The organism is Nitrospirae bacterium YQR-1 (assembly GCA_039908095.1).
Classification (GTDB): Bacteria; Nitrospirota; Thermodesulfovibrionia; order Thermodesulfovibrionales; family Magnetobacteriaceae; genus Magnetomonas.
On record JAMOBJ010000003.1, the window covers coordinates 39,107 to 61,545 of the forward strand.

The window sequence follows — 22,439 nt, forward strand, 5'->3', positions numbered from 1 at the left end:
CCGGTATATGATTATAACTGTGACCTTAAACCCTGCTGTAGATAAAATACTAAAAATATCGAACTTTCAAACCGGCTCAATTAACCGTGCCGATGTGCTGAAAAAGTATGCAGGCGGTAAGGGCATAAATGTGGCAAGGGCGTTAAAAGCTCTTGGTAAGGAGTCACTGTCTCTGACAGTTGTTGGCGGTGGAACAGGAAAACAGATACTCGACATGGCCTCCGAGGAGGGTTTAAACCTCAGATACACAGAGATAACAGAAAACTCCCGCATGTGTATGTCCATTATAAGTGAGACATCTGAGACTGTCATCAACGAAGCAGGCCCTACTGTTACAGAGTCTGAAATTGCCGCGTTTAAGGTTTTATTTAACGAAACAGTCTCCGCCGGAGATATGGTTATTATCAGTGGTTCGGCAGCCTGTGGTTTTGGCGGGGATATTTTCTATGATTTAATACTAATGGCCGGTAAGCGGCAGGCCGGCGTGCTTTTAGATACAAGCGGTGAGTCTCTAAAAAGGGCCCTAAGTGCCTCTCCGCACGTAGTGAAAATTAACAGGGATGAGCTCATGGCAATTTCTGATAAAGCCCCTCCGTCTGAGGATATGATACTTACAGGGCTTGTAAAAATCAATGAAGCCGGAGGAGTTTTTTTAAGCATAGCCACAGAAGGTGACAGGGCGGTGTATGCAGTTTCAGAGGGTAAACACTACACGGTTATGCCGCCTGAGGTTAAAGCGTTAAACGCCCTTGGATGCGGCGACAGCTTTACCGCCGGCCTGGCTCTTTCCTTAAGTGAAGGCAAAAGCATAGAGGAATCTTTAATTTCAGGCGTTTGCGCAGGGACTGCAAGCTCACAGCAACTCGGAGCCGGTTTTCTGGATATCGAAACGGAAAAAAATCTAAGAACAAAGATGACAAAGAAACGGAAAGGAAATTAATACAAGGCTGCAGTCAGAAAAGTAAACGCAGGCGGCTGGGAGAAAGCGACACCTCCCCCCTGTATGTTTCAATAGCTTGTTACGATGCCAACAAAGTTAATGAATGCTGCTTGGTATGAAACGATTGAAGACAGCTTGGTATTAGGGGAAGACAGCGCCTTCCCCTAAACTCTTCTCTCTCTTACCCGACAGCTACTTTTTTAACTTCTTTGAGCCAGAATAATCTGGAGCCGTTTACGACATGTGCGTTTACCATTTCATAGATTTCAAGCGAAACTGCGTCTAAATCAGTGCGTTTTTCAAATGGTGACGCCTTCGGTTTTATTGTTTCTTTTGCCAGCGATTCAACATCGGAGGCTTTTACTGAAATATCTATTCCGGCAGCCTTGCCAACCTCTGCAAAAATATCGGCTACCGATTTTGCCTGACCAAGGGGCTCAACGGCTTTTGCAAGTTTTTTGAGCCTTCCCTGATAATCTACAATTGTACCGCCGGTCTCAAGAAATGAAGCCATCGGAAGTACCAAATCCGCCTCTTTCACTATATCTGTCATATTTGTTACGGCTGCCGCCCAGAAACCGGCTTTTGGCTTTTCAGGTAATGGGCCGTTGCCTACTGTCAACAATGCTGTGGCCTTGCCGCCTATCATATCTTTACACTTTGCACCTTTACCGGAAAGCCCCATCAGCGTTACGCCCTTAGAATTTGCCTCATAGGGGACGGACACCGCAGTGCCTTTGAAGAGAGAAAGGTTAGCTGCAGCCTGATACAGTTGCGGAGTAGTTATAACAACCGGTAATTGCGCATTTTTGAATAATTCAGCCGCTTTAGTCATATCCTCAGTTACAGCGGCCCCGGATACGTCTAAGCCGGCAGGCAGCGTAAGTCCGGCATCTGCAATTGCCTTTGCCAGTGACTTTAACAGAGAGGCCTCATCACCACTTAATGACACATCGGCAATACCGGCAATTTTTGCATCATCAGAGCTAATCACAATAAGTTTTGTTTTTCTGTCTGCCTTTGTTCTGATAAGAGCATCAATTGATGGAAGAAAGCGTGTCCATTGATCAGGATTAAGCCCTGCAACTACCATTAAATCAGCGCCTTCTACATCTACTGCATCCCCGATGAGAGACACTTTATCGCTATATGAAGACACTGAGGCGGCTAAGTGCTCTACAGAGGTCTTCTCGTAATAACCCTTCAAAGCCAGGGCATCCTCGTTGGTTATAGTGGAAACCGTTAAAATTCCGGCGCCGGCGCCTTTTATCTTTTCAGAGACTATCTTTGCGGCATCCGCCCATGTGGTCTCCTCAAGTTTTCCGTTTACTCTCTTAAGAGGATTTAAAACTCTGGTTTCAGCATTTAGTGAATCAAAACCGTACCTGCCCATAGCACAAATAAAGTGCTCAGCCAGTGCATCATCTCCACCTGCACATACCTTTGCTACATCCCCCTTATAAGTGCTGACGGTTATGTCGCAAGCCCCTGTGCAATAAAGACAAACCGATGCGGTCCTCTCGTACTGCCACTCACGCCCCTTACGCCATCTGTCAGCCTCAACTATGGCATTAACCGGACAGACATCAAGACATGAGCCGCAGAAGGTGCAATCCGACTCATGCAGCGGTTTATCGGCTGCCGTCGTTACTTTTGAACCAACACCTCTGCCGTAAAATTCCAACACCGAGGTTCCCTGCTCCTTACACACCCTTACGCATCTGCCGCAAAGAATACAGTAGTCAGGGTCCCTTTTAATAAATGGATTTTTATCGTCTATCGGGAATCCAAACTTTTTACGCGTAAACGAGGAATCCTTTATCTCAAAATCATAAGCATAATTTTGCAGTTCACACACACCGGCCTTTGTACAAGTCATACAATCAAGGGGGTGCATGGAAAGAATAAGATCAACAACAAACTTGCGCGCCTCCTTAACTTTCTCACTGTCTGTCACCACATCCATGCCGTCTTTGGTTTTCATAATGCAGGCGGTCATAGAGCGGCCGTTAACCTCGACAAGACACATGCGGCAGGCCCCGATTCCCTTCATTCCCTTCAGATAGCAGAAATTGGGAATGTGCACTCCCACACTCTCTGCGGCATCTATGAGATTCACTCCCTCAGGTACCTTATGCTCGGTGCCGTTTATTTTTATTGTTATCAGATTAGCCATTAAAAAATCCCTCCATCTTTTTTATTTCAAGCCTTAACCGCTAAGGTGTCTTTAATATTGACGATTTCTATCGCCCCGTATTTACATACCTCTGCACACTTCCCACAGCGGCTGCACCTGAGATCAACCACCTCGTATGCATAGTAGCCGGAAAGATATGGTTTTCTCTTTTCCCCTAATATGGCAAAGTCCTTACAAACAACCCTGCACTCGTCACAGGCAACACATTTATCCGGTATCACCCTGTAGGCTATTAACTTTACACATTCCCTGTCGGGGCAGGCGCCCTCTGTGTGCGCCTCATACACCTGAGGCAGTGTTTCCATGGTGTCAAGAATAAATTTGGCGGTGTCTTTGCCCTTTTTACACATGGAAGCATCAAGCATAATCGGAGCAATGTTTTTGATGGCCTCAATATCCCCCTGTGCAGCCTGTCCCTCAGCAAGGCGGTGATACCTTACCCGCATTTCATAACTTCCCATCGGACAGGGCAAACACCTTGCACACATAGGTCCCTCTATGAACTCATCCAGAAACAGTATAGCCTTCTGTATCGGACACTTAAACCTGTTAGTGTCCTCAGTTATTGCTTTAATGTCTTTTTCTTTTTCGTCAGCCATTTCCACGTTCTCCTTATCTCCTGGCAGCTTTTCCAACTGTGCCTTTACCCACTTTTACCGCTCCTATCGGGCAGGCCACATAACAGGCCTTACATTTTGTGCACATATCCTGATCTATGAAAAACGATCTTCTTGTCTCCTTAACTGCACCAAAAGCACAGGCCTGTTTACACAGTCCACAAAGGAAACACTCACTGTGCTCTATCGTATAAGTGCCAAGACCACTGCAAACCTTCGCCCTGCAATACTTATCGTGGACATGCTCCTCATATTCTTCCCTGAAGTACTTAAGTGTGGAAACTATCGGGTTTGGAGCACTCTGCCCAAGACCACACAGAGAGCCCTTTTGGACCTTGCGGCATATCGCATCAAGGAAGTCAAGGTCTTCCGGCTCACCCTGTCCTGAAGTTATCTTTTTCAATATCTCAAGCATCTGGTAGGTGCCCAGTCTGCACGGCGGGCACTTTCCACAGGACTCTTCTTTGGTAAATGACAGGAAAAATTTTGCCACATCAACAACGCACGTTTCCTCATCCATTACAACCATACCGCCTGAGCCCATCATCGAACCGACCTTGCTGAGGGAGTCAAAGTCCACAGAGAGGTCAAGGTACTCCTCAGGCAAACATCCTCCCGAGGGGCCTCCCGTCTGTACGGCTTTAAACTTCTTGCCGTCTAAAATACCACCGCCTATTTCAAAGATTATCTCTCTCAGCGTTATCCCCATAGGCACCTCGACCAATCCGGTGTTTTTAACCTTACCGGTCAGTGCAAAGACTTTAGTGCCGGGAGAGTTCTCCGTCCCTATGCTTCTAAACCAATCCGCCCCTTTTACAATTATGTGAGGCACACAGGCAAAGGTCTCTATGTTGTTTAAGTTACTGGGATAGCCCCATGCGCCACCCCCAACATCTGAAAGTCTCGGCGGCCTCGGGCGTGGAAAACCTCTCTCACCCTCCATTGAGGCAACAAGCGCCGTTGACTCTCCACAGACAAACGCTCCCGCCCCTTCTCTTACATCAAGGCTAAAGCTAAAGTCTGTTCCCAGTATATTGTTACCCAGTACTCCCAGTTCCTCAGCCTGCTTTATGGCGTGTTTTAGGTTAACTACCGCCAATGGATACTCATGTCTGACATAGACAAACCCGTACTGGGCATTTATTGCATAAGCACACAGAAGCATTCCCTCTATCAGGCCGTGCGGGTCCCCCTCCATTATGGAGCGGTCCATAAACGCTCCCGGGTCACCCTCATCACCGTTGGCAATGACAAGTTTTATTTTACTCTTAGCGCTCTTTGTGTGTTTCCATTTTGCTCCGGCAGGGAAGCCGGCACCGCCGCGCCCTCTGAGGTTAGCCTTATCCACCTCCTCCAGCACGTGGTCAGGACTCATCGACTCTAATGCCTTAACAAGGGCAGTATAACCCCCCACTGCTATATAATGTTCTATCTTCCGGGGGTCAACAAGACCGTTGTTGTGCAGGGCGACACGGAGCTGTTTCTTATAGAAAGGCAGTGTCTCCATGATTTCCTTGGGCTCGCTTAATATGTCGTCCCTGTAGAGGAGGTTTCTTACCGGAAACCCTGCTGAAAACGTGGTGACAACTATATCGTGTGCGTCCTGGGGCCGAACCTGCTTATAGTAATAACCGTAGGGTTCGGCTTTCATAACCGGCCCCTGCTGGCAAAACCCCTGACAGCCCGTCTTAACTATATCAACATGCTTGCCGCAATGGGCGGCTTCCTCTTCCACCTTCTGAATAACACCTGCCGCCCCTGTTGCCATACACGCTGTGCCGGTACAGGTGCGAAGCCGCGGTACATCCTCCTTAAAGGTTTCATCCTTAAGAAGCAGTTGAAGGTTTTTAAAAGCCTCAAGGCTCTTAACTCTTTCCATTATCGTGTCCCTCTTCTATATCATGAATCAACCCTTTTAATTTCTTAGGCCCTACGGTGCCTACAACCCCTTCATTGACGGTGACAACAGGGGCAAGCCCGCAACACCCTACACAGCCTACAGTTTCAAGAGTCAATTTTAAATCCTCGGTAGTCTCACCGGCCTTTACGTTAAACTTAGTTGAAAGGGCATCCACCACTTTGGAAGCGCCCCTTACGTGGCAGGCCGTGCCTGTGCACACTCTGACTATATTTTTTCCTCGGGGGGTAAAATGAAATTGCTTGTAAAAACTTGCTACACTGTAGATTTCGGCAAGCGGTATATCAAGCTTCTTAGAAAGCAATCTCAGCACATCCTCAGGCAGGTAGCCGTTTTCCGACTGTACCTTATGGAGTGTGGGAATTAAAATCCCCCTCCTGCTCTCCTCGCTGCTTATTATACCGCCGATTATACCAATTGACGATTTAACATTTATACTTTCTATATCCATTTTCCCTCCTAAGGGCTATTTTTTAGCCTGCTCTTTTTCGAGCTTCCGTCTGTCTTCCATGGTCATTAGAACTCTTTCCGCTCCAAACTTTCCAGGCTCGTACTTCTTTAACTTAAGAGCATCTCTTTTGCTGTCTATTGCTGCAAGGGCTGTAGTCAAAATATCCTTAGCATCGGGAATAAACTCCAGTTTGGCGCCCATTCTCTTAGACCATAGTTCAGTTTTTATAGCCTTCACAACAGAGCTGGCCTCAACCGGACTCTCCGAACCAAATATTACGTGTGCTCCGGAGGCGACAAAATAAACCCCTATGGCCAGTGCCTTTTCACTCATCCACTCAGGCGCTATACCAATTGCAGGCAAGTCGGTTATGTCATCACCAAGGCCGCCCTCTTCAGTCATATGGGTCATAATGGTCAGAATTCTGGAATTATCAACGCATGAGCCCAGATGAAGCATTGGAGGAATCCCTATTGCCTCACAGACCTCCCTTAACCCGGGACCTGCCTGCTCAAGGGCCACCTCAGGAATCATATACCCGGCCTTTGCAAACGCTGCGGCTCCGCAGCCCGTTGACACTACTAATACATCGTGCTTTATAAACTCCGTGGCCAGGTAGTCAAAATAACTATCCTGAGCCGTACGCGGATTATTACACCCTACGAGTGCTGCAACACCTCTTATTCTGCCTGCCATAATGGCGTCATTTAACGGCCTGAATGAGCCGCGGAAACTCCCCCCCTGCATGTAGGCGATGTATTCATGGGAAAAGCCGGCCACTACAGGACAGGTCTCGGTTGCCATCTTCCCAAAGCCGGTTCTTTTGGGATAATTATCGCAAGCTAACTTTATGATTTCCCTCGCTATCTCTTTTGCCCTGTGCTCATCGTACTGAATGTGCATGGCATCTATCATCTTGCCCTTATAGGAGGTGGTTATAACCTTAGTGTGGAATTTCTTTTGCACCTGCCCGATAGCGGGCATTATACACTGGACATCGACCACTATAGCCTCAGCCATGCCGGTCATGAGGGCCAGCTCCTGATTAAGAAATCCTCCGGCGGACGGTATCCCGTGCCTGACCAGTATCTCATTGGCTGTACAGCACATGCCGACCAGATTAATTCCCTTTGCCCCTTTGCTCTTAGCATAATCAAGCAGTTCTTTTTCAGAGCTTACATCAACAATCATCTCGGCAAGAGTGGGCTCATGCCCGTGCACTATGATGTTTACCTCGTCGGTTTTCATAACGCCCAAGCTTGCCGTTGAGTGTATAGGCGTGGGGGTGCCAAAGAGAATGTCGGTCATATCGGTGCTTAACATGCAACCGCCCCAGCCGTCTGCCAGAGCGACTTTCATTGCTGCCATCATCAGGTTTTCCGGGTCCTGGTCAACACCCATATTGGTCCTGTGCATAGCCTCAGCTATCTCCCGGTCTATACCGCGGGGAACAATGCCCCATTTGCGCCAGATTTCCTGCCGCTTCTTAGGCGCCCTCTTTACGTATGAAAGCTCACCCTTTTGCTGCCCGAAGTTGCTGAGTATCTTTAGTGCCACCTCTTTGCCCAGCTCCTCCTTAGTTTTACCCTCTGTGGGTATATCTAAAATACCGGCTACTTTTTTTAGTTTCTTCACGTCCTTTATTTTAAAATCAGTAACCTCTCCGGTTGAGGCCTCTAAAAGTGTAAATGCCATATCTCTGGCATGGTCGCTGTGTGCAGCAGTACCTGCGGCCACCATTCTGAGAAAATTCCTGGCCGTTACCACAGGCAGTGTGGCTCCGCAAACACCGGCAACTTTCTCCTCGGCATCGGGTCCGACAAGCCTGCACGGCCCCATAAAACATATCTTACAGCAGGCACCGGAGTGCCCTATCGGACACGGTTTCATGTGCTGTGCCCTGTCAAAGGCGGAACTCATGCCATGCGCATGGCCCCACTCCAGTATTTCTTTGGCTACCTTATCTGCACTCTGAGCGTTTTCTTCTATCATAATATGTGTTCTCCTTGCTGTTTAAAGCTCACACAGGTTAAAACCTGAGTCATTGACATTACCACTTCTGTCCCTTAGAACATGGATTCCATGGTCAGAGCCGGATGTCCAACACTTGAGAGGTGTTCAAGTAACTTTTCAGAGTCCTCAGCAATGGTTTCATCGGCAATCATATCAATCAGGTTGGGCACACCCTCTTCCTTAGCTCTTTCGTTAAAAGCTTCCCTTATTCTTTCCTTAAGAGCCTTAGTCATCCACACTATTCTTTTTAACCCGCCGTCTGCAAAGAGAAATTTACGGCTTGTCACAAAGTTAACTCCTATTCCCATAAATCCGGGGCTTTGCACGCCGCCCCCCACGGTACCCGCAAGGGAGGAAAACTTCATGCCGATTGGGGTCATCCCCGTGTGCCCTCTTTGTACTATCATAACGCCGTTTGCCTCCGGCACAACAGCCAATATACACTCAAAGCATCCACAGGAGGTCATCGGGTTTGCCATAATCGTATAAGCATTAAAAGACTCAACGGCGCCGCCCGTTGAGGCCACAATGTAGTCGTCAACGCCGGTCCATCTGCCAAATACAGGGTCAAGGGTCTCACCCTTTGGAATCGGCTGGTTGCCGCCCGTTGGGTCTATACCGAAAGCGGCCTTGCAGTCCAGCCAGTTGTAAGCGCCGCAGAGACCTAATCTCTCAGGGGTTATAACGCAAGTATGGGTTGGGGCAAATGACTGACAGAGCAGACAGGAGTAGAAAGTATCCACGTTTTCATCGGTCATAGAGCCCAGTCTGTCATCTCTTTCCTTCCAGACTCGTCTTGCCTCATCACGGTGAGCCAGCACATCGGCCTCATCCACAAACAACGTGACCTGTACCTTATCCACAATGGACTTAAACCTGCTGTGAATCATGGTATGCTGAATCTTGGCAATATCCTCAAGGGAGAATCCCTCAGCCTTGGCCGCTTTGCTGATTCTTATCCAGTTAACGTCACGCTGCCCCATGTGCCATATGCCCTGGCCCTCGTTTATGTTATGGTGGAGTTTTCTCTCCATTATAGGCTCATAGTCGGGCTGCATCTCTCTGCCTGCAACCTCTACCAGAATACCGATTGGCATAGCGCCGCCTGCCTCATACCTCTCCTTCCAGTTCTCACCCTTTATTATTATCTTACCGTCTTCTATTTCATCAAGTTCCCTGTTTTTCAAAAACTCAAAACCGGGAGTCCTGTTACCGCCAAACTCCACAAACGTATCCTCTTTTCTGATTCTCTCACCCTCAAAAGCCGGCCCGTAGGCGATTGGAATAGGGGGCTTATGGGATACAATCTTAAGGCCTCTGACCTCTATGGCTTTTGCAACTATCTTAGTGTGGTCCAGTTCCTTGTCAACCTCCTCGTATGTGCAAACACCGGTAGGATGAATAACGGGAACATTGCTGTCGCAAACTGCAGGGAAGCCCATGTTAATGGCTCCGGCTCCGGTTGCCCATTTGATGTCATCAAGGGGACCCAGAGGCAGTGCAAAGGCAAACACCCTGTCTTTAGTGTATTTAAGGTTTCCTGCAAAATCACCGGGCTTCATCCCTCCGTAAATCATCGAGGCCCTGATTGCCCAGTCAAGCGCATACAGGGTATGTTCGGTCTTTGTGCCAAGGGGCACTATATAGGTGTCCCAACCAAGTTCCACCTTTTTCCTTAGCAACTGCCGTGTAATTGTCTCGCCGTTTGACATACCGGAGAGGAAAACCAATATGTTTTTTTCCTGTATCTCCCTGACTATTCGAACAGCGGTATCATCATCCGGGGCGGCACCTATAATGGCGGCAAACCCTGGCATTCTGCCGTCAACGAGCTGAATACCCAGGTTTCGTTGAATTGTATCTGTAATAAAGCCGTTATAGACATACCCTGTTTCAGGGTCTTTTTCCGGTTCAAGTCCCTCCAGGTATCTCATGGCCAGCCATATCTCCTCCGCAAACAGTGTTGCCATACCGGAGTCAAGAGCCTCGCCTAAGTAAGGCGTCCACTCTTTTTCAACCGGCTCGGGGTGAAGGTATCCCCTTGTCATTTCGAGGGCCTCTTTCATATCTTTAAGTGTCTTTACGGCAAAGCCTGTCATAGCATATATCATGGGAAGATGGTACGCTGTATCAGGAAACTCAAACACGTAGTCTTCACCTTTTTCCGCAATATGCTTATATAACAGAGCCTCGGCGTTTTTAAACACTGTTTGGGCACCTCTTATAGCAGCCGATGCTATAATTTTAGACATCTTGACCTCCTTAACATCTAAACCTTTTATTTAGGACTAAATCTATCCTTTTTGTAGCTTTTAACACTTGCCTCTTCAAAAAGTCAAACCTCCCCCTGTTACCTGTGCACTCATAGTCCCTAAGCCGTTTTTGACTTCAGGTATGTGGGTATTGCGTTAGCTTCTCTTGGGCCCACGGTGATTTTCCAGCCCTCAAGTTTTTCCTCAAGAGCGCCGCTTAGAATAGCAACGTAGCCTGGAATTATCAGTTCCTTATTGGAAATCTTATCCTCTACACCGCTTTCTTTAATAAATGCTGCAATTTTGCCGGCTGTGAATTTACCTGCCGCCCACGCTGTAAGCACTGAGAGCCCCTCACAATCCATAACGGCAAGCCATGTCGGCACCTTGCTGTTTTCCACCTCTCCGGCCACTATAAAGTATGTAAGCGAGAAGTTTGTGGTTACAATCAGAGGAGAATTTGGCGCAGGCGCCCCTATTTCATAAATATTCTGCGCTACCTGCATCGGTACCTGAGGGTCAGTGTAGATATTTTGTCTCAGGGTAAAGGTGACAAGGTTTTTCCACTTCTCAGCGCTTGAGAGCACCACAATAGATGAGTACTTGGCAATACCCAGACCCACCATTAAAGTCTCAAGGAGATTATCGTCTCTCATCATGAAATTAATAGTGGGGAACCCTACTGATTTATTGCCTTTTTTGATGGCTGCCCGCCGCAGCAGAGTATTATGCTCAAGTATATCCTTAGCCTTCTTAGCGCCTGAGTCCATAACAATATCCTCGATACCGGCCCCTTTTGCCTTTTCCGTTAAGTCTTGCAGCTCATCGAGGTTTGAGGCGGCAACCCCCAGAGCGGCGCCGTTGCCTTTAGCAATACCAGCCATTTCAGTAACATTTGCCATTGTCGCCCCGTAAAGCAGCGCCTTCTTGTCTTTAAACTGTGCCAACGCCACTGCAGCGGCATCGGTGTTACCGGTACATATTATAGCAGGCACATCACCGGCTTTAGATGCAACTTTTTTGGCAAGTGCTTCAAACTTAGCCTTATCACCGGAGTCATTGATTATTGCGATAGCGTCAACTTTAAGTTTTTGGCCGACCCTTTCAATCTCCGAGGTAAGACACTCGTCTATTTTCTTATCCACAGTGACATCATCATATGTGTCCTTGATACCGATGGCAAAAACACATGGATTTACAAATTTCTTTTCGTGGCGGAAAAGTACTGTTTCCTCGCCGAGTTTTACAGCTTTTGTGCCCGTCCCTAATGTGATAGGCCTGACGGGAGGGGCTGAGGCCTCACCCAGGGTTGCCTTTGCCGCATCGGAGACATCCGGGCAGGCATCCAGGGATACCTTACGGGCAGCCAACTGCATGGCAAAAGCCAAACATGTTGGAAATCCGCACTTCTTACAGTTAGTCTTTGGTAGTAGCTTAAATATTTCCACTCCGGTTAATGCCATTTCTTAGACCTCCAGAATTTATTTTAGTTTTCTTTGTATTTACACTAACTCATCAATAAAGGCATCAACTGCTCTTACAGCTTCCGGATGCCTCATTATAAGAAGCTCCGCTCCGGAAAGTAACAGCGATGCGGCGGTTTGCGCCTCCCATGCGACACCCCTCTCAGTGAGTGCGCCCCACTCAGGCAGTATGTCCTCTGAGGCTGTAACCTCCTTGATTTTCCACACATACATTCCAACATCGCCAAGCATCGGCTGCTGCATGGTAGCATCGTTTAAGGTTAAAGCCGTCAAACGGATTCTTTCCATAACCGTGTATGTATATTCAAGGCCGTAACCAAGAGCCGAGCACATAGGGTCTATTATTATTTTCTCTTTGGTAAAGCCTAACTGGGTTATCATGATGTTAAGTTGTTTGGAGAGATTTATATCAAGCTCCGACATTGCTATAAGCATGTGTCCGTTAGCCATGGCTGATGCGGCTATAGTTTTATAGTTAGCCTCCTGTGCCTTACCGATTACACAGGTGTTACCCTTGGCCGCCTCCGAAACCTTTACCAGCACATCGGTGTCCTTTTCCGCATGGTTGCTGCCGATAATGATAAGAGGCACTGATATGGCGGCAAGGACGTCTTTAACGACTTTAACAGCATCGTCGGCGGATTTATTGCCGCTGTCGGGGTGCGTGCCATAGAGCCTAAGAGCGATAGCTTTAGCCTTTAAGTCCTGCTCACAGAATTTAGCCCACTTTACCGGATCATCCGACACTGCGGCATAGGGCTCTTTAACTTTATCCGGCCAGTCCGTCGGCGGTACATCCATTATTTCGTAAGCGATTACAGGTCTGTTGGGAGTTGAACCTTCAAATGAATGAAAGGGAAGAACGTTTTCTCCGCCGAATGTGACCGCTTTGTCACCGCTGCCTATAGTTACCGGATACACCTTACCGGTATATGTCTCTTTAGGTGGTGTGAATGCCATTTACCCCTCCTCTGAATTTTTTTAAATTTTATTTATAAACTGCTTTAACTTTCCTTATACCAGCTTCCCCTTTACCCTTATATATATAATACTACATTTCGAGATATGAGTGGGCGTAGAGTGTTTTATTCATAATAGCGTCCACGGTTTTAGCTGTAGTTATAATTTCGTGTGCATCCGCTATGGCTGCCGTCAGTCCCTCGTACATCAGAAGCGCTAAAAAGTGGTTGTTGAGAATCGGCCTGATGGGTTTTGGGCAGCCGTTGGAGATGTTACTCAGGCCGACAACGGTTTTCATGGGAGGATCGTTTAGTTCCTGAAACATTTTAATGGTGTGAATGACCTTAATAGCCTGGTCTTGTGTGGTGGCAATCTGAAGAACCAGCGGATCGAGGTAGATGTTTTCTACCGGTAAACCGTACTCCATTGCTCTTGCCATAATTTCGGCGGCAATGGCGGAGCGTTCCTCGGCGTCGGCAGGCAGCCCGCCCTTACCGACTGTAAGGCCGATAACATCACAGTTGTACTTTGCGGCCAGCTCAAGAATCGGGAAACGTTCGGGATCATTTGATGTGGAATTGATAAGAGGCTTGCCCCATTCGTTATTGTGCACTTTAAGTCCCTTTTCAAGTGCATCGTAGTTGGTAGTGTCAAGGCATATGGGAGCAGGCACCACTTCCTGAATGGTTGTAACCATCCATTCCATGAGGTCCTCTATACCCTCGGCAGGGCCGATGTTGGCGTCAATCATCCCTGCCCCCGCCTCAAACTGAGCCTTTGCTATCTCCTGAATCGGCCCCTTATCCCTTTTGTTCATGGCCTCCCTGACCCTTTTGGCTATTATGCTTAACTTTTCACCTATAATCAACATGAGTATCTCTCCTTTAATAAAAATTTTGCCTGAAAGATAACATATTTTACACGTTATCGTAAAGGTTACAACTTAGAAAATACTATCTTTTCACAAATTATTTCCACATGAATTTCATTTATAACTATTAAATTTTTTTATGAAGCTATCTGTTTTTGTTATAGGATGCCTGTTTTGCTGTATTATGACGAGAAATATGCTTACATATCAGCAAGTTAACATTACATTACGAATGTTTGTATATCAATGAATCTAATAATTAAAATTTTGGTGCAGAAAGAGAAGAGAAGGTTGAATGCTGCTTGGTATTACACCTGAAAACTCCCCGACTCTAATTTTCCCTTTATAACGCTCCAGACTTCAGAGACGGCGATATCGTCAAGGCATCTGCTTTTCTTTAACCCGTCGCAGCCGTCCTGCCCGCAGGGGATGCAGTCCCAGTGCCGTTGAATCGCTGTGTGAATACCGGAGTGCTGAACTGAATTTCTTTTAGAGTACGGAAATTTAACTGAGTGCCGGTTGTCCCACGGACCCCAGTTAAATACCCCGGAGGGGCCAAACAGAGCCACCACAGGCGTATTAAGCGCTGCAGCTATGTGCATAGGTGCTGAGTCAACTCCAAAAAACAATGCACTCCTTTCAGAGACGGCGGCAAGGCCTTTAAGTGTAGTCTTTCCCACAAGCGAGATTACTCCACTACCGGAGCCGCCGCTCTTTTCTTTGACTAACGATAAAATGTGGTTTGCCCTCTCTATTTCCTTTTCATCCGGTGATGATGATACGACCACCCTAACTCCAAAGCAAGTAAGTTTATCTATTATGCCGGCCATATACTCATCCGGCCAGCACTTAAAAAACCACCTCGAGGGCGGATGCACATGAACCACCCTGTCATACTCTGAAACACCGTTGGCTTTAAATAACCTATTGACGTCTTCCCGTTGTCTTTCCGGCACATGTATATGAACAGTGTAATCCATGGTTTCATCGTGGATTGAGAACAACCTCTGCACCAAGTCGAGGTTTTGCATAACCACATGGGTTAATCCGTCAAGAACAAAGCGATGCGTGTAGAGGTGGTTCTTTCCCCATAGGCTCATTTTACCTGAATCTTTTGCCGCCCGCAGCCATGCACCACTCATACGTGATATTATTGCCGCTCTGTCGCCTCCCGTTAAATCTATAGCAACATCAAAACTCCCGCCGATACTTTTTAAAAATTTAAATTCTTCCGCATATCTCTTTAAAAAAGAGAATTTTTTAATTTTTCTGTCAAATACGATTATCTCATCTATGGATGGATGCCCTGAGAGCACCTCCTCAGTGCCTGAGTTAATTAATGCCGCTATGCGGGCCTGTGGAAATGCTCTTCTGAGTGTACTAAAGACAGGGGTAGTTAACAACACATCCCCAATGTGTCTGAGTTTAATCACAAGGATAGATTTTATCTCTCTGTCGTTATCCACCGGTATTTCCTTTAACAAAATCATCAATTAGGGAGATAAACTCAGTGGCGGCATGCTCTATGCTAAACCCTCCGGCCTTCACCCAGGCGCTTTTACCCATCTCAGCCGCATGAGGCAGGGCGGTTGTAATTGCAACGGCTAATGCTTCATAATCTAACGGGTCATCTAAGACTGCTCCGTTTATCCACGGCTCTATTAGCTCAGAGGCTCCGTTGAAAGTAGTAGTAACAGCAGGAAGCCCTGAGGCCATAGCCTCAAGGGTAGCGTTACTGAAGGGGTCGTAAATGGTTGGCAGGACAAATATGTCACCTGCAGCATAGACCCTCTCTATCTCCTTTACCGGGCCTAAAAAAATAAACCGTTCCGATACTCTCATTTTTTTCGCCATACGCTTGTATTTTTCTATGTCCCCCTTACCGGCCACCAATACCCTAATATCGTCGCCAATCAGAGAGACGGCATTTATTAGTGCCGCCAACCCCTTTCGCTTAAACCCTGAGCCTGCAAACACCAAAACCGGCATATCACAGGCAATCCCATGCTCCCGCCTTAATCCGGCTCTGTAAGCACCTCTGTTGCCTAAAGTGAATCTCCTGAGGTCCGCTCCATTATATAAAACCCTGATTTTTCTTTCACTAACTCCGTAGTTATCCATAATCTGCCGTTTTACCATATTTGAGTTTGCAACAATCAGAGGGGTTGTTTGAAAACACTCTTGTTCAATTTTTAGGATTGTCCTGTGGCTGGGATTTATTTTAAAAGACAGTTGTCTCAGTGGGCTTTCAATAACACCTCTGAGCTTTAGCCAGCAGCTGTGGCAGCCGTCTCCCGCCCTGTATATGTCCTGAGATGTTGTGCGCTCAAAGCTGACTGTGCAGTCAAACTGTAGATTTTTGATGACCTTTTTTACGTCCCTGTTAAAAGACACGGTGGAAAACAGCGGACTGGTTGGAACTTTATAAAAAGCCACTCCTTCTGTTTGTCTCCAGTCTTTGGTGATAACTGCTATATTGTGCCCCTCTGATATTAAGCGGCTAATCAGGGTTTGAAGATAGTTTTCGGCACCACCATAGGGATCAAAGCGCTTTCTTATAAAGGCTATTTTCATAGTTGAATTGCCAAAGGCTTATACCAAGCTGCATTCATTCGATTAACTTTATTGGCATCCTTCTTTGGCATCGTCAAAAGCTCCTTGACGTCTCCAATCCCCTGTAAGGGGAGGTGCCGCTTTCTCCCAGCCGCCTTGTTACTCTTTTGACTGCAACCCGGCATAACGGCTTCCAATTGGAACGTTATTTTGCATTTCATTACAAATACCAGTCTCTAATCTTCTGCACACGGGGTCGCTGCCCCCGCAGCTTTTCTTCCCACCCAAAGGGCGGAGAGTTTCTCCCGCCAACCTCCCTCAAGAGAGGCTCAAAGGCGGCGGAACTATTTTTTCGTTTTTTTCTTAGGCGCCTTTTTTATTATAATCTTTGAGGCTACCACAGCTCCCTCACCTATGCCTGAGAGTATCTCAGTCCTCTGCTGTCCTCTTATCCCAATCTTTACATTTGCCTTCTCTATCCCGCCGCTGCCTTTTACCAGATAGACCAGATGTTTGCCATCCTCATACTTCACTGCACCGTTGGGTACAGTCAAGACGTTTTGCTTTGTCTCAGTCAGAACTTTAACGTGGGTTGTCATCTCTGGGCGCAAAAGTGCAGCCACTTCTTTAGGAAGTGTCACAATTGCCTGAAAATATACGATGTTATCCTTAACAAGGGGCTGCGGATCCACCCGGTCAATAACCACTTTAAAGGTCTTATCAGGGTACGTATCTACCGTAAACTTCGCCTCAAGTCCCTTTCGTATCCGCCCAATATCCGCCTCATCCACATATATCCACATGTCAAGCCTTCCCGGGGAGAGCACTGTCACAAGATTAGCCACCTGCAGCCCCGTCACCACCGTCTCACCCTCCTGAGCCGTTACCTCCGTAACCACACCGTCTATCGGAGAGACTATGTCCGTATAGGAAAGCCTGATCTCAGCCCTTTGCAGACTGTGTTTGAGTAAAGCCAGCTCACTTTCAGCTATCTTTATGTCTCCGGTATTCTCCGTCTTTGTACGCATCAGCGTGTCATGTGAGCGCAATGCGTCCCGCTCCGCCTGAATATACCCCGCCCTTGCAACATCATAGTCGTTTTTGGATATGTAGCCCTTCTCTAACAACGCCTCCTGACGCTCATACTGCAATTTTGCAAGCTCTGCCTTCGACCTCTTTTGCTGAAGCTCATTGTTAGCCTCACTCACTTTCTGTGGATAACTTCCCCTGAGTTTGGCAAGATTTGCCTCCACCCTGGAAATGTTTATCTTTAACTCCTCTATTTCCTTTTTTATATCCCTGTCATCAATTTTAGCTATCAACTGCCCCTTTTTTACCTCGTGCCCGACACGGGCATACATGGCAACAATTTCACCTGTCGTTCTTGACCCTATCTTTACGCTTGAGCCCACCTGAGGCTTGATTATTCCGGTTTGCACTACGATATTTTCCAGCGATGAACGCTCCACCTTAGCAGTTTCCATAATCTCATACCAGCCGGGAGCAAAAAAAGCTCTGTAGATTATCCAGACTACTACTGATAATACAACAAAGAGGATACCATAAGATATTTTTTTATGTTTTTTTACCCAGCCTGAGAATTTCAAAACTCTTTTTCGCCTCCTCCATGGCACGCTTTAGTGGTATCTGATGAGCGGCGGCAACTCTCCGGCAGTCTTCATACTCCGGTGAGGCCGTTACAATCCCGCCGTCTTTGTCCATGGCGGTCTTTATGCGGATGTATCCGAAGGGGGTCTGTACCATTTGCTGTTGTCTTTTTAATATCTGTCGTGAAAGCTCCCAACTCCTTAGTCCAAAAGTTGTAGTCTCACTGAATATTATACCGGTTAAGGCACTCTCGCTGCCGCTTGTGCATATCACTGTAAGTTTTATAGCCGGACGGCTCTTTTTCATTATTATCGGAGTGAAATATACATCCAGTGCTCCAGCCTCCATAAGTCTCTCCATCAGGTAGCCGTAAATCTCACCTGGCATATCGTCTATGTTGCTTTCAATTGCCAGAACTCTTTCGCTCATCCCTGTTTGCATTTCACCAACAAACACTCTCAGAACATTTGGCCTGCCGGGCAGGTCTTTCTCGCCGCAGCCGTAACCCGCCGACTTTATCGTCATATCCGGCATTGAGGTAAAACCTGTTGCCGTTGTCTTTACTATAGCAGCCCCGGTTGGTGTTGTAAGCTCCATATCATCACAATCGGAATATATGGGCACATCCTTTAACAGCTCAACCGTCACAGGGGCAGGCACAGGCAGCAGTCCGTGAGAGGTAATCACAGTGCCCCCTCCCACATTTATTCTGGAAAAATAAATATCTGAGACACTCAGATAGTCAACAGCCGCAACAAAGCTCGTTATATCAACCATGCAGTCAACAGCCCCAAGTTCGTGCAAATGCACCTCATCATAGGGTTTACCATGGACCTTTCCCTCGGCCCTAAAGAGCGCCTCAAAGATAGAAAGACATCTGTTTTTAACATTTTCCTTTAGTGTGGAGCATTGGTATATCTCCCTGATGTCACTCCATTTCCTTGCCGGACTGTTGTCTGTTGTTTTAACGTCAAACTTAACACCCTGTATGCCACAACGCAAAACACGTCTTGAAGTAATCTCAAACTCTCTGACTGAGAGACCCTCCAGAGTGCCCTTCAGGTACTCCGGCGGCACTCCGGCATCAATCAGCGCCCCGCTTAACATATCCCCGCTTATCCCTGATTTACACTCTACGTAGCATATCTTCATGGTGTCTTAAATTTATCCCTTTCCCTTATCTGTCATCGCCAATACCTCAGAGTGTGTCACAATTATTCGTATCCCCAGGGTAAGGCTTTTTTTGCTAGAATATTATGCCTGTTCAATTTTATAAGTTTAACGTTTGTCCTATAATAATGAACACGAACGTATTTTTACAACCACCATGATTCATAATTTCTTCACATTGATTTTATATACTCAAATCAAGATAAAACAAAAGGAGGAAATACAGATGAAGAAAACAATTTTATTAGCATTCATGTTAGCGGTTATCTCAATGTTAACAGTCAATGCCTTTGCAGGTGATAACCTTGAAAAGGCAGGCAGCTACGGCAAAGAAGCTGTTATTGACAATCTTTCCCAAATTAACCCTGTCGCCGCCGCTGCCGCCCCTGACAGAAAGGAAACCACTACGGTGAAGGTGCAGAGCGTCAAAAGAAGCAATTCAGGTTCATATGGTGAAAAGGCATCACTGGATAATGTGGAAAACTAATCTGCACTGAAAGTAATGTTTTGTACGCTTATACCAAGTAGCATTCATTCGATTAACTTTGTTGGCTTCGTTAAAAGCTCCTTGACGTACGAGCATAGTACGCCTTTGTCGCTTTCTCCTTGCCGCCTCGTTACTCTTTTGACTGCTACTTGGTATTAGTCTAGGTTACAAAAGCTACAAGGGGGAATGCTTGTGGCTTTTGGTTTGCAGTAAGAAATCTTAAAGAGATATAAAGTTCTTGACTCTTTGTAATGAAAGTGGTAATTTGTTATTTAAAAATGAAGAAAATTTTATTAATAGAAGACGAAAAAAAGATAGCCGATATAGTAATTATGTATCTTAAAAGAGAGGGCTACGAGGCGCTTTATGCCCAAACCGGCGCAGAGGGGCTTGACCTGATGAGCGGCAATCCGGATTTAATAATCCTCGATCTTATGCTTCCAGACATGGACGGAGAGGACATAGCTACAACAATAAGGGAAAATTCAGATATCCCAATAATAATGCTTACGGCAAAGAGCTACGAAAAGGACATATTAAAAGGCTTTAACTCCGGCGCAGACGACTATGTGATAAAACCCTTCAGCCCCGGAGAGCTTATGGCAAGGATAAAGGCACAACTTAGGCGCTCTGACAACAAGGGCGACACTTTGTCTTTTAATAATGGAAGCCTTTTAATCGATAAACCTAAAAAAGCAGTTGTTTTAAACGGTACTGTTTTGCCGCTGACCCACACGGAGTTCAGATTACTCGCAGCACTATCTGAACACCCAGGCAGGGTAATGAACCGTGAGCAACTATTAAGCGCAGCTTTGGGATATGATTTTGAGGGCTCAGACAGGGCAGTGGATGCACATGTTAAGAATCTTCGGCGAAAAATTGGGGATGACAATAAAAATCCGCATTTTATAAAAACCGTCTATGGCGTGGGTTACAGTTTTTCAGGAATCAGGGATGCGGACTAAACTGTTTCTGTCCTTTGCGGCTGTGATAATAACGGCTCTGATTTCAAATCTGATTTTTAAGTGGTTGATTACGAAAGACTTTAACGACTATGTAGCGGCAAATGAGGCTCAGAACATTTTATGGGTTGTTTCAACAGTGCAGGATGCATATCATGTAAAGGGGGAGCGCTGTGAGAACCAGTTGTATGACGCCGTACACTGGGGACTTATGCTGGGGCTGTACGTAAATATTACAGATAAAGACGGTAAGGTGGTAATGGACGTAAAGAGTGTTTTTAGCGGGCTCCATAGCGCTATGACACGCAGCATGGAGGACATTCTAAAAACAGGGAAAAAAGGGCAACAATACAAAGACTATCCAATAGTGATAGACGGAGACCTACAGGCAACCGTGCGGATATGGCCTGTTACCGGCTATGGATACCCATCTTTAAAGGAGAAATTGTTTAAAACGCGCGGTAAGTACTTTTTATTAATATCTTTTTTAATAGCAGGCGGCGGGGCGGTTATCCTGTCGGTGCTTTTTAGCGTGTATCTTTCAAAACCTCTAAAGCGGCTTATAGCGGCAACGGCAAAAATAGGCGGTGGTGAATTTAATGTGCACATTCCTGCTGCTACTAAAGATGAAATAGGCGATCTGGCAAGGTCGTTTAATTTCATGGCCTCCGCCCTCAGGCGTGAAGATGAGCAGAGAAAGCAAATCATGTCTAACATAGCTCATGAGCTTAGAACCCCTCTGACGGTTATGAGAGCAAACGTTGAGGCTGCCATAGACGGCGTTGCAGAGAGTCCGCAAAAGTGCCTTTCGGTTATTGCTTCAGAGGTTGAGAGGCTTGCCTCTCTTGTTAAAGGAATAGAGGACGCTGCAAGGGCTGAGGAGACTTTTTTCAGGAAACCTGTTTATGAAGAGTTTTTAATTACCCCCTTCCTCAGAGATATGATTGAGCCCTTTATGGCGCAAGCTGCAAAAAAAGGCGTTTATATTTCGCTTCTTAATAAGGATGATACAGTAAAAACTATTGGAGACAGAGAAAAGCTCTCTATTATATTACATAATCTCCTCTCTAATGCCCTTAAATTTACAGATGCCGGAAGTATAACGGCCTCTTATGAAATAACCGCGGAGCATCTGGTCATAACAGTCAGGGACACCGGCAGGGGGATTGCCGATAGTGAAAAACCGCTGGTTTATAACCGGTACTACAGTGGTAAGCATTCGGGAGGTATGGGGGTGGGGCTTGCCGTAGTGAAGGAACTTACTGAGGTGCTAAACGGTGAGGTGTCGCTTCAATCACACATAGGCAAGGGAAGCACCTTCACCGTCAGACTGCCTCTGGTTTAAGTAAGAAATCATTCTTCCGATAGTGTAATACCAAGCAGCCTTCAATCGTCTAACTTTGTTGGCATCGTCACAAGCCCGGGGCGTACTCTCCCCTACAGGGGAATCCCTTGTAAGGGGAGGTGTCGCTTTCTCCCAGCCGCCTGCATTTACTTCCGACTGCAACTTAGTGTAAGTGGGCGCCATTTTTCATATCTGACTTGGTCTTATTATCCGGGGGGATTTGATTACTGCATTGCTCCATCATCCCACCAGGCCCCCCGTTACACATGCCCTGTCCCATGCCACCGCCGTTTCCCATTCCCTGCCCCATACTGAAACCTATACCGCCGCCGCTGCCCATACCGCCTGAACCCATTGCACCGCCACCGTTGCCCATGCCACCGGCGGCACCATCACCCATCATTGCCATGCCATTACCAAAGAGACCCAACAGCAAGGCTGAAATCAACAGAAAAGACATCATAAAAACTCTCATTTGCAGTCCCTCCTTCTTTTCATTTAACTAATGACTCATCCTAACACACAATTATGAATAAATTATGAATATCCAGCTACATGACGTTGTACTACCCCACCGCAGAACAGTGGGATAGTGAAAATGAGTTAAAACC

18 protein-coding genes are annotated in these 22,439 nt (G+C 46.6%); 4 read left to right on the plus strand and 14 right to left on the minus strand.

Annotation, left to right across the window (positions count from 1 at the left end; genetic code table 11):
* The first annotated feature begins 7 nt into the window (after positions 1-7).
* Positions 8-940 (plus strand): 1-phosphofructokinase family hexose kinase, encoded by a 933-nt coding sequence (locus H7844_03005; GenBank protein MEO5356250.1) that lies wholly within the window; start codon positions 8-10, stop codon positions 938-940.
* Positions 941-1,121: 181 nt separating this feature from the next.
* Here H7844_03005 and H7844_03010 read toward each other — a convergent pair whose 3' ends face one another.
* From H7844_03010 to larC, 13 genes are all read right to left on the minus strand, one after another.
* Positions 1,122-3,116, minus strand: a complete 1,995-nt coding sequence (locus H7844_03010) for a 2Fe-2S iron-sulfur cluster-binding protein (protein ID MEO5356251.1) — start codon at positions 3,114-3,116, stop codon at positions 1,122-1,124.
* Positions 3,117-3,142: 26 nt separating this feature from the next.
* The gene (locus H7844_03015; protein MEO5356252.1) at positions 3,143-3,736 is read right to left on the minus strand and encodes a 4Fe-4S binding protein; all 594 of its coding nucleotides are present in this window, start codon (positions 3,734-3,736) and stop codon (positions 3,143-3,145) included.
* Positions 3,737-3,749: 13 nt separating this feature from the next.
* Positions 3,750-5,633, minus strand: a complete 1,884-nt coding sequence (locus tag H7844_03020) for an SLBB domain-containing protein (GenBank protein MEO5356253.1) — start codon at positions 5,631-5,633, stop codon at positions 3,750-3,752.
* The gene (locus H7844_03025; GenBank protein ID MEO5356254.1) at positions 5,620-6,123 is read right to left on the minus strand and encodes an NAD(P)H-dependent oxidoreductase subunit E; all 504 of its coding nucleotides are present in this window, start codon (positions 6,121-6,123) and stop codon (positions 5,620-5,622) included. The genes H7844_03020 and H7844_03025 overlap by 14 nt, the downstream gene beginning before the upstream one ends.
* A 15-nt stretch (positions 6,124-6,138) precedes the next feature.
* On the minus strand, positions 6,139-8,115 hold the full coding sequence (cooS, locus tag H7844_03030; protein MEO5356255.1) for an anaerobic carbon-monoxide dehydrogenase catalytic subunit: 1,977 nt from the start codon (positions 8,113-8,115) through the stop codon (positions 6,139-6,141).
* A 74-nt stretch (positions 8,116-8,189) separates the two neighbouring features.
* Positions 8,190-10,388 carry an acetyl-CoA decarbonylase/synthase complex subunit alpha/beta gene (gene acsB / locus H7844_03035; GenBank protein MEO5356256.1) on the minus strand — a complete coding sequence of 733 codons (2,199 nt, stop codon included), beginning with the start codon at positions 10,386-10,388 and terminating at the stop codon, positions 8,190-8,192.
* A gap of 119 nt (positions 10,389-10,507) precedes the next feature.
* Entirely contained in the window at positions 10,508-11,851 is a 1,344-nt protein-coding gene (gene acsC / locus H7844_03040) for an acetyl-CoA decarbonylase/synthase complex subunit gamma (protein MEO5356257.1), read from the minus strand.
* A gap of 39 nt (positions 11,852-11,890) precedes the next feature.
* Positions 11,891-12,832, minus strand: coding sequence for an acetyl-CoA decarbonylase/synthase complex subunit delta (locus H7844_03045; GenBank protein MEO5356258.1), 942 nt, complete (start codon positions 12,830-12,832; stop codon positions 11,891-11,893).
* Positions 12,833-12,923: 91 nt separating this feature from the next.
* The gene (locus H7844_03050) at positions 12,924-13,703 is read right to left on the minus strand and encodes a dihydropteroate synthase (protein ID MEO5356259.1); all 780 of its coding nucleotides are present in this window, start codon (positions 13,701-13,703) and stop codon (positions 12,924-12,926) included.
* 308 nt (positions 13,704-14,011) lie between these two features.
* Positions 14,012-15,193 (minus strand): putative lipopolysaccharide heptosyltransferase III, encoded by a 1,182-nt coding sequence (gene rfaQ, locus H7844_03055; protein ID MEO5356260.1) that lies wholly within the window; start codon positions 15,191-15,193, stop codon positions 14,012-14,014.
* The gene (locus H7844_03060) at positions 15,162-16,277 is read right to left on the minus strand and encodes a glycosyltransferase family 4 protein (GenBank protein MEO5356261.1); all 1,116 of its coding nucleotides are present in this window, start codon (positions 16,275-16,277) and stop codon (positions 15,162-15,164) included. Before H7844_03060 ends, rfaQ begins: the two co-directional genes overlap by 32 nt.
* Positions 16,278-16,600: 323 nt before the next feature.
* Positions 16,601-17,863, minus strand: a complete 1,263-nt coding sequence (locus H7844_03065; protein ID MEO5356262.1) for an efflux RND transporter periplasmic adaptor subunit — start codon at positions 17,861-17,863, stop codon at positions 16,601-16,603.
* Positions 17,832-19,016 (minus strand): nickel pincer cofactor biosynthesis protein LarC, encoded by a 1,185-nt coding sequence (larC, locus tag H7844_03070; GenBank protein ID MEO5356263.1) that lies wholly within the window; start codon positions 19,014-19,016, stop codon positions 17,832-17,834. The genes H7844_03065 and larC overlap by 32 nt, the downstream gene beginning before the upstream one ends.
* Positions 19,017-19,260: 244 nt before the next feature.
* Here larC and H7844_03075 point away from each other — a divergent pair, with 244 nt between their 5' ends.
* From H7844_03075 to H7844_03085, 3 genes are all read left to right on the plus strand, one after another.
* Complete coding sequence (locus H7844_03075) at positions 19,261-19,521, plus strand: hypothetical protein (protein MEO5356264.1); 261 nt, start codon at positions 19,261-19,263, stop codon at positions 19,519-19,521.
* A gap of 278 nt (positions 19,522-19,799) precedes the next feature.
* A complete protein-coding gene (locus tag H7844_03080; GenBank protein ID MEO5356265.1) occupies positions 19,800-20,486 on the plus strand; it encodes a response regulator transcription factor in 687 nt (228 codons plus the stop codon).
* Positions 20,476-21,828: a HAMP domain-containing histidine kinase gene (locus tag H7844_03085; protein MEO5356266.1), complete on the plus strand. Its 1,353-nt coding sequence runs from the start codon at positions 20,476-20,478 to the stop codon at positions 21,826-21,828. Before H7844_03080 ends, H7844_03085 begins: the two co-directional genes overlap by 11 nt.
* A 163-nt stretch (positions 21,829-21,991) precedes the next feature.
* Here H7844_03085 and H7844_03090 read toward each other — a convergent pair whose 3' ends face one another.
* Complete coding sequence (locus H7844_03090; protein ID MEO5356267.1) at positions 21,992-22,303, minus strand: hypothetical protein; 312 nt, start codon at positions 22,301-22,303, stop codon at positions 21,992-21,994.
* Positions 22,304-22,439: the final 136 nt, after the last annotated feature.

What these genes read in the sequence shown, in the direction of transcription:
- H7844_03010 (MEO5356251.1), bottom strand. Translation starts at nt 3,116, where the DNA reads ATGGCTAATCTGATAACAATAAAAATAAACGGCACCGAGCATAAGGTA.
- larC (MEO5356263.1), bottom strand. Translation starts at nt 19,016, where the DNA reads ATGAAGATATGCTACGTAGAGTGTAAATCAGGGATAAGCGGGGATATG.
- H7844_03080 (MEO5356265.1), top strand. Translation starts at nt 19,800, where the DNA reads ATGAAGAAAATTTTATTAATAGAAGACGAAAAAAAGATAGCCGATATA.
- H7844_03005 (MEO5356250.1), top strand. Translation starts at nt 8, where the DNA reads ATGATTATAACTGTGACCTTAAACCCTGCTGTAGATAAAATACTAAAA.
- H7844_03075 (MEO5356264.1), top strand. Translation starts at nt 19,261, where the DNA reads ATGAAGAAAACAATTTTATTAGCATTCATGTTAGCGGTTATCTCAATG.
- acsB (MEO5356256.1), bottom strand. Translation starts at nt 10,388, where the DNA reads ATGTCTAAAATTATAGCATCGGCTGCTATAAGAGGTGCCCAAACAGTG.
- H7844_03015 (MEO5356252.1), bottom strand. Translation starts at nt 3,736, where the DNA reads ATGGCTGACGAAAAAGAAAAAGACATTAAAGCAATAACTGAGGACACT.
- rfaQ (MEO5356260.1), bottom strand. Translation starts at nt 15,193, where the DNA reads ATGATTTTGTTAAAGGAAATACCGGTGGATAACGACAGAGAGATAAAA.
- cooS (MEO5356255.1), bottom strand. Translation starts at nt 8,115, where the DNA reads ATGATAGAAGAAAACGCTCAGAGTGCAGATAAGGTAGCCAAAGAAATA.
- H7844_03050 (MEO5356259.1), bottom strand. Translation starts at nt 13,703, where the DNA reads ATGTTGATTATAGGTGAAAAGTTAAGCATAATAGCCAAAAGGGTCAGG.
- H7844_03045 (MEO5356258.1), bottom strand. Translation starts at nt 12,832, where the DNA reads ATGGCATTCACACCACCTAAAGAGACATATACCGGTAAGGTGTATCCG.
- H7844_03020 (MEO5356253.1), bottom strand. Translation starts at nt 5,633, where the DNA reads ATGGAAAGAGTTAAGAGCCTTGAGGCTTTTAAAAACCTTCAACTGCTT.
- H7844_03090 (MEO5356267.1), bottom strand. Translation starts at nt 22,303, where the DNA reads ATGAGAGTTTTTATGATGTCTTTTCTGTTGATTTCAGCCTTGCTGTTG.
- H7844_03025 (MEO5356254.1), bottom strand. Translation starts at nt 6,123, where the DNA reads ATGGATATAGAAAGTATAAATGTTAAATCGTCAATTGGTATAATCGGC.
- acsC (MEO5356257.1), bottom strand. Translation starts at nt 11,851, where the DNA reads ATGGCATTAACCGGAGTGGAAATATTTAAGCTACTACCAAAGACTAAC.
- H7844_03085 (MEO5356266.1), top strand. Translation starts at nt 20,476, where the DNA reads ATGCGGACTAAACTGTTTCTGTCCTTTGCGGCTGTGATAATAACGGCT.
- H7844_03060 (MEO5356261.1), bottom strand. Translation starts at nt 16,277, where the DNA reads ATGAAAATAGCCTTTATAAGAAAGCGCTTTGATCCCTATGGTGGTGCC.